The organism is Sphaerospermopsis sp. LEGE 08334, from assembly GCF_015207205.1.
GTDB lineage: Bacteria > Cyanobacteriota > Cyanobacteriia > Cyanobacteriales > Nostocaceae > Sphaerospermopsis.
Map to the genome: position 1 here is coordinate 59539 of NZ_JADEXH010000036.1, position 6170 is coordinate 65708.

Annotated in this window: 8 protein-coding genes and 2 pseudogenes; 8 read left to right on the plus strand and 2 right to left on the minus strand. The window is 37.3% G+C overall.

Features of this window, described 5'->3' with window-relative positions; genetic code table 11:
* Positions 1 to 76: 76 nt before the first annotated feature.
* Positions 77 to 307: pseudogene (locus tag IQ237_RS19145) on the plus strand (transposase); the annotation flags it as partial.
* An 11-nt stretch (positions 308 to 318) separates the two neighbouring features.
* Here IQ237_RS19145 and IQ237_RS19150 read toward each other — a convergent pair.
* The gene (locus tag IQ237_RS19150; protein WP_194058025.1) at positions 319 to 990 is read right to left on the minus strand and encodes a serine/threonine-protein kinase; all 672 of its coding nucleotides are present in this window, start codon (positions 988 to 990) and stop codon (positions 319 to 321) included.
* A 169-nt stretch (positions 991 to 1159) separates the two neighbouring features.
* Here IQ237_RS19150 and IQ237_RS19155 point away from each other — a divergent pair, with 169 nt between their 5' ends.
* The 7 genes from IQ237_RS19155 to IQ237_RS19185 all read left to right on the plus strand — a co-directional run bounded on the left by IQ237_RS19155 (position 1160) and on the right by IQ237_RS19185 (position 4705).
* The gene (locus IQ237_RS19155) at positions 1160 to 1363 is read left to right on the plus strand and encodes a type II toxin-antitoxin system HicB family antitoxin (RefSeq protein ID WP_194058027.1); all 204 of its coding nucleotides are present in this window, start codon (positions 1160 to 1162) and stop codon (positions 1361 to 1363) included.
* Positions 1360 to 1584 (plus strand): type II toxin-antitoxin system HicA family toxin, encoded by a 225-nt coding sequence (locus IQ237_RS19160; RefSeq protein WP_194058029.1) that lies wholly within the window; start codon positions 1360 to 1362, stop codon positions 1582 to 1584. The genes IQ237_RS19155 and IQ237_RS19160 overlap by 4 nt, the downstream gene beginning before the upstream one ends.
* 139 nt (positions 1585 to 1723) lie before the next feature.
* Positions 1724 to 1948: a DUF433 domain-containing protein gene (locus tag IQ237_RS19165; protein ID WP_194058041.1), complete on the plus strand. Its 225-nt coding sequence runs from the start codon at positions 1724 to 1726 to the stop codon at positions 1946 to 1948.
* On the plus strand, positions 1945 to 2277 hold the full coding sequence (locus IQ237_RS19170; RefSeq protein ID WP_194058031.1) for a DUF5615 family PIN-like protein: 333 nt from the start codon (positions 1945 to 1947) through the stop codon (positions 2275 to 2277). Before IQ237_RS19165 ends, IQ237_RS19170 begins: the two co-directional genes overlap by 4 nt.
* Positions 2278 to 2378: 101 nt before the next feature.
* Entirely contained in the window at positions 2379 to 3851 is a 1473-nt protein-coding gene (glcD, locus tag IQ237_RS19175; RefSeq protein WP_228020485.1) for a glycolate oxidase subunit GlcD, read from the plus strand.
* A 115-nt stretch (positions 3852 to 3966) separates the two neighbouring features.
* Entirely contained in the window at positions 3967 to 4158 is a 192-nt protein-coding gene (locus IQ237_RS19180) for an RNA-binding S4 domain-containing protein (RefSeq protein ID WP_194058033.1), read from the plus strand.
* A gap of 286 nt (positions 4159 to 4444) precedes the next feature.
* Positions 4445 to 4705 (plus strand): hypothetical protein, encoded by a 261-nt coding sequence (locus IQ237_RS19185; RefSeq protein ID WP_194058035.1) that lies wholly within the window; start codon positions 4445 to 4447, stop codon positions 4703 to 4705.
* A gap of 511 nt (positions 4706 to 5216) precedes the next feature.
* On the opposite strand, the pseudogene IQ237_RS19190 reads toward IQ237_RS19185, so the two are convergent.
* A pseudogene (locus IQ237_RS19190) lies at positions 5217 to 6170 on the minus strand (hypothetical protein); the annotation flags it as partial.

Consider the following 6170-nt stretch of genomic DNA (forward strand, 5'->3'; position numbering starts at 1 on the left):
AAAAGTCAGAAAGGTGGTAAAAAAGCTCTCTCAGTATAAGCTGTGAATAGATAATAGACAGCACCGAGAGAGTGAGATGAGTAAAGCATACCCCAGTAACCTGACCCTTGCCCAATATGAGTTTCTGAGTGACCTGATTCCAGAAGCGAAAACGGGTGGTCGCCCCCGTGAAGTGGATATGTGGGAGGTGCTAAACGCGATTTTCTATATCCTGGTAGAAGGAGTCAGATGGAGAGCATTGCCAGGAGATTTTCCAGCTTGGCAGACAGTTTACACATATTTTCGCAATTGGCGGAAGGACGGAACGACGAAAATTAATTACATTACATAAGGATCATCTTCATCTTGCAATTGATCTATTTTTGTTGACTTAATTCCTGTTAATAAACAAATCAAAGTTACACCCAAAGCATACAAATCTGTAGCATCTGTGGGCTTAAACATTTGCTCAGGGGGAATAAAGCCAGGAGTTCCTTTAAAGACACTACTTCCAGCCACATCATGACTACCAATACGAGCAAAACCAAAGTCAATTAAATAAACATTGATGTGTTCATCTACTAAAATGTTTTCTGGTTTGATATCTCGATGAATTACCGACGGAATCCGATTTTGTAAATATACCAGAATTTCTAAAACTTTAACTGCAATTTGTTTAATTTCTTCTGGTGAAAAACTACGAGTTTCCGCTAAATTTGGAGCATCAATATATTCTTGAACTAGACAAAAACCATCAGATGTTTCAAAAGAACTTAAATAACTAGGAATACCAGGATGTTTTAATCCTTTAAGTACCTGTATTTCCCGTTCGTGTGCTTCTGAACCAGACCAACTTGAACCCGCTTGAGCAAAACAAAATTGTTTGATTACTTCTTGTCGCCCTGTGTTAATATTTGTTGCTAACCAACTAATTCTGCCACCTTCTCTGTTACGCCCTAGTTCTTTAATAACTTGATAACCTTGTGCTTGGAAATCAGGGTAAATGCTCATATTTAGACAGACGGAAGTATGATATTTTATTTATATTTTCATAGTGTAGCATAAAGGACAGGGTAGAATAAACTTCTTAGTTTTATTTAGTTAGCGATCGCCCTTTTTCCTCAACAAGTGATCGCTATCCTAAAATTAAATCAATAATCACTTTCAAGGAGAAAAGATCATGAAATGGCGTGTTGTACTAGAAACAGATCCAGAAACGGGAGATTGGTCTGTTTGGTGTCCAGAATTACCAGGTTGTGTTTCCGCAGGAGAAACTGAAGCAGAAGCATTACAAAATATTTGTGAAGCGATCGCACTCTATCTTGAACCAGATCCCATTGAATTAAAATCAGGAGCAATTTTGCGGGAGGTTTTGGTCGGATGACCCGCAACCGTCGCATGAATGCAGATGAAGTTGAACGTATTTTGCAGCGTTATGGATTTGAATTGATTTCTCAAAAGGGTAGTCATCGCAAGTGGAGAAATCTTGATCGCCAACTACAAGTAATTGTGCCTTATCATAAGGGACGTGATTTACCTATGGGTACATTACGCAACATTATGACTGGTGCTGATATTCCAGAAAGTGAATGGAAAACTGAATGATTTAATTAATGTGATCGCCCTTTTTTTAGTTTCTCCTCAACAAGCGATCGCAAAGCACCCCCTAAAAATCCCTATCTTAAACCAGCCATTTCTGACTAACTTATCCTACAATTATAAACATCCAAACGAAAGTAACATTATGAATTATCAAGATATTATTACGATTGAACCGGGAAAACGCAGTGGTAAACCTTGTATTCGCGGAATGCGGATCACGGTGTATGATATTCTAGAATATTTAGCAGGTGGAATGACAGAAGCAGAAATTATTGAAGACTTTTCAGAACTGACATCTGAAGATATTAAAGCTTGTCTTGCTTTTGCTGCTGATCGAGAGAAAAAGTTATTTGTTGCATCTATATGAAACTGCTATTAGACGAAAATTTATCAGATCGGATTGTTGATAAAATTATTGATCTATATCCTGATTCTCAGCACGTTAAGACTTTAGGACTTATAAATACTGATGATGCTATTATCTGGGAATTTGCCAAAACGAATAATTTTGTGATTATTTCCAAAGATTCTGACTTTCATCAACGCAGTTTACTTTATGATCATCCACCTAAATTTATTTATCTGCGTATTGGTAATAGTCCCACATCAAAGATTGTGCAGATTTTAAGACATAATTTTACCACGATTACTCACTTTTATAATAGTAGTACAGAAAGTATTTTGGTATTAACTTGATTATCTTACCAGATATTCAAGTGAGATCGCCCTCCTCTTCCTCTCTGCGTCTCTGCGCCTCTGCGTGAGAAAATAAAAACATCTACCACCCATAAAAAACCATGATACAAACTCAAGAAAAACCCCAAATAGACTGGAAACCCATCATCAAAAAATTCATCGCTGTACTTGGTGAAAAAGGCGTAGTTCAACGCAAAGAAGAACTATTAACCTACGAATGTGACGGTTTAACCAGCTACCGTCAACAACCCGCAGTAGCAGTATTACCCCGCACTACCGAACAAGTAGCAGAAATTGTCAAAATATGTAATCAATATTCTGTCCCTTTCATCGCTAGAGGTTCAGGAACAGGTTTATCAGGTGGTGCATTACCCGTTGAAGATTCGGTTTTAATTGTCACTTCTTTAATGCGGCAAATTCTCAAAATTGATTTAGAAAATCAGCGTGTAGTTGTGCAACCAGGAATTATTAATAGTTGGGTAACACAAGCGGTTAGCGGTGCAGGTTTTTATTTTGCACCGGACCCTTCTAGTCAAATTATTTGTTCTATTGGTGGCAATATTGCTGAAAATTCTGGGGGTGTACATTGTTTAAAATATGGTGTGACAACTAATCATGTTTTAGGTTTAAAAATCGTCCTTCCTGATGGTTCAATTGTGGATGTCGGTGGACAAATTCCCGAAATGCCAGGTTATGATTTAACAGGTGTTTTTGTGGGTTCAGAAGGAACTTTAGGAATTGCGACGGAAATAACTTTAAAAATACTCAAAACTGCTGAATCAATTTGTGTTTTATTAGCAGATTTTACCAGTGTGGAAGCTGCTGCTGCAAGTGTTTCTGATATTATCAGCGCGGGGATTATTCCTGGTGGCATGGAAATGATGGATAATATTAGTATTAACGCCGTTGAAGATGTGGTTGCTACTAATTGTTATCCCCGTGATGCGACGGCAATTTTGTTAGTAGAAATTGATGGTTTAGAAATAGAAGTTGCAGAGAATAAAAAAAGAGTTGCTGATATTTGTTTAAAAAATGGAGCGAGAAATATTACTTCTGCATCTGACCCAGAAACGCGGTTAAAATTGTGGAAAGGCAGAAAAGCGGCTTTTGCTGCTGCTGGTCATGTTAGCCCTGATTATTATGTCCAAGATGGGGTAATTCCCCGGACTCAATTACCTTATGTTTTGAAAGAAATTGAGGCTTTAAGTGCAAAACATGGTTATAGAATTGCTAATGTGTTTCATGCGGGAGATGGTAATTTACATCCTTTGATTTTGTTTGATAATTCTATTACTGGGGAATTGGAAAAAGTGGAAGAAGTGGGGGGAGAAATTCTCAAACTTTGTGTTAAAGTTGGTGGTAGTATTTCTGGTGAACATGGCATTGGTGCGGATAAAAAATGTTATATGCCAGATATGTTTAGTGATACAGATTTAGAAACTATGCAATGGGTAAGGCAAGTTTTTAATCCTCAAGGTTTGGCTAATCCTGGTAAAATGTTTCCTACACCCCGCACTTGTGGAGAAGCTGCAAAAGCATCACCTCAAAAGTTTGCTAATGTAGAAAGGTTTTAATTTGATGGTAAACTAGGTTTGAGATCCCCGACCTCTAACAACAATTAATAATTTGTTGAAAATATCAATAAAGAATTCGGGGATCTGATATTTCACTCATCACTCCTTCAATAAAATGATTAAACTCGATCAGTTTTTAAAGTTTGTCGGTATTTCCTCCACCGGAGGTCAAGCTAAGATTATGATTGTTAATAGTGAGGTGAAAGTTAATGGTGAGGTGGAAACTCGACGGGGGCGGAAATTATCAGAAGATGATATTGTAACAGTCACAGGGAAAACATTTAAAGTAGGGGATATCATTTCCTAACGATAAACATAACACAATAGCACTTGCTTGTATTTGTCAAGCAGCTTATTGGATCAACATCAATACAATATATAAGAAATTTTTTTGGCAAAATGCACCTATTGATCATTAATTTGTTGTATCCTAGTTTTCCCAAGGTAATTTTGTGCAATTCAACTTCATCAAAGCTTGTTGCGGATCTTTCAAAACTTTATTGAAAGACTATCCTAGTCTGTCTGAAAATCAATGATAGGATTCTCAAACTGCTGTATGAAGTTTTCAAAACTTTCATTTCAATGGATCAAATATGAAACTAATTAAAAAATCTGAAAAGTTACTTCTCGATAAAATCAAAAGTATGGAGTCAGAAGAGGAAAATCTTCAGACTGAGATTACTGATGATGTAGAAAATGTAGTTGAGGAGAGAAGAGTAATTGATATACAAAATCAACTTCCTGATTATATTCCTGTGCGGGATAATCCCATAGTTCATTCTGTTGGTAACACAGGATGGCAGGTTTCTGAGATTTGGAAGGAGATTAGATTGGATAGTTTTTGCAATAGTTAGTCAAGTAGGGTTTGCTGAAAAAGTCGAAAAAACCTTGAGGAGAATTGAGTGGGGAGTCAGGCAGCAATAAATATAAGATTTTATTGTCTAAACTTCACTAAATAATCAATTTCACTAATCAACCAAGGGAAAAAAGACGTAATTGTGAAAAATTGACAAAAAAATCCCCAAAAAAGCCTTGATAACAGGGTAGAAAGGTTCATGACTAAAAAAGAAATAGCAATAGAACCCACATTCCGCACCCTAAACTGTCACACAACGAAAAATGGTCGTTTGGGGATTTGAGATTAGCGAACTGCTTGCAGCAGCGCTTCGCTATCGCCACCTAAGATTTAGACCATTTTGTATCAAAATTATCATCAAATGTATTCAAAAATCCGAAATTACCGATTGTAACACTGGGGGTGCGGAATGTGGGTTAAATAAAGTGTACCTCACTACACTGGGAAGTGCTGTATATAAAAAAGAAGATGCCCGATTTATCTAAAGGGTATCTCAGACTTGTGAAAAGTCAAAAATCAAAAATGACTGCTATGGTTTTTTTATCAAAAGTAAAATGATCAGTAGTCAAACTGGTGGTATCAATTCCCCTCAAGATGGCAATAGTTGTATTACCTATCATAATACTATTACCACTCAAGGTCAGATCATTAAAACCAAAATTAGCACCTTGACCAGCAATACCTAAAACATCTGTACCCATGCTAAAGTCAAGGATAGTATTTGCAGCAGTAGGTAATTCAACATTCACGATCCAGAATTGGTCAGCACCAGCGCCACCAGCAATTAAATTACCGCCACCCTCTTGGACATAGAATTGATCATTACCTTCACCACCTAAAGCACGACCATTAGCACCCAAGTAGAAGATATCATTTCCAATACCACCAGAGAGACGGTAGCCAGTAGCATCTGTAGCATCTAGTTTATCATCACCACTGCCCCCAAAAGCGCGATCGCCATTACTTCCAAAGATTGTATCATTACCACTACCTGTAAAGATGCGGTTGTCACCAGTTAAACTACCACCAGATGGAATATCTACTTCATCATTTCCAGCACCAGTGAAAACTATGTCTTTTATCCCGTCTAAATCTCTTGGGGAAATGAGTTGATCACCATTAGGTGTACCGAAAACTAAGTTTTGAGGGTTGGGTGTTTCATTAAGGTCATTAACAGTAACAACAAAAGTTTTCTCAAATTCTAGTCCCCCCTGGTCAGTCGTTTTTACCCGAATACTGTAACTATTCTTGGTTTCAAAATCAGGAGAATTATTAATCTGTAATTGATTCCCCACAATCGAGAATGCAGTATTATCTGTATCTCCTATTCCTGCAACTAAGCTATAGGTAAAGGTATTGCCAGCATCGGGGTCAGTGCTAGAAAATGTCCCAATCACTGTATTGGAACCAACATTTTCATTTACTGTTGTCGCACTTAAAGCTACATCCGTTGGTGTTTCATT

What these genes read in the sequence shown, in the direction of transcription:
- IQ237_RS19150 (WP_194058025.1), bottom strand. Translation starts at nt 990, where the DNA reads ATGAGCATTTACCCTGATTTCCAAGCACAAGGTTATCAAGTTATTAAA.
- IQ237_RS19155 (WP_194058027.1), top strand. Translation starts at nt 1,160, where the DNA reads ATGAAATGGCGTGTTGTACTAGAAACAGATCCAGAAACGGGAGATTGG.
- IQ237_RS19160 (WP_194058029.1), top strand. Translation starts at nt 1,360, where the DNA reads ATGACCCGCAACCGTCGCATGAATGCAGATGAAGTTGAACGTATTTTG.
- IQ237_RS19165 (WP_194058041.1), top strand. Translation starts at nt 1,724, where the DNA reads ATGAATTATCAAGATATTATTACGATTGAACCGGGAAAACGCAGTGGT.
- IQ237_RS19170 (WP_194058031.1), top strand. Translation starts at nt 1,945, where the DNA reads ATGAAACTGCTATTAGACGAAAATTTATCAGATCGGATTGTTGATAAA.
- glcD (WP_228020485.1), top strand. Translation starts at nt 2,379, where the DNA reads ATGATACAAACTCAAGAAAAACCCCAAATAGACTGGAAACCCATCATC.
- IQ237_RS19180 (WP_194058033.1), top strand. Translation starts at nt 3,967, where the DNA reads ATGATTAAACTCGATCAGTTTTTAAAGTTTGTCGGTATTTCCTCCACC.
- IQ237_RS19185 (WP_194058035.1), top strand. Translation starts at nt 4,445, where the DNA reads ATGAAACTAATTAAAAAATCTGAAAAGTTACTTCTCGATAAAATCAAA.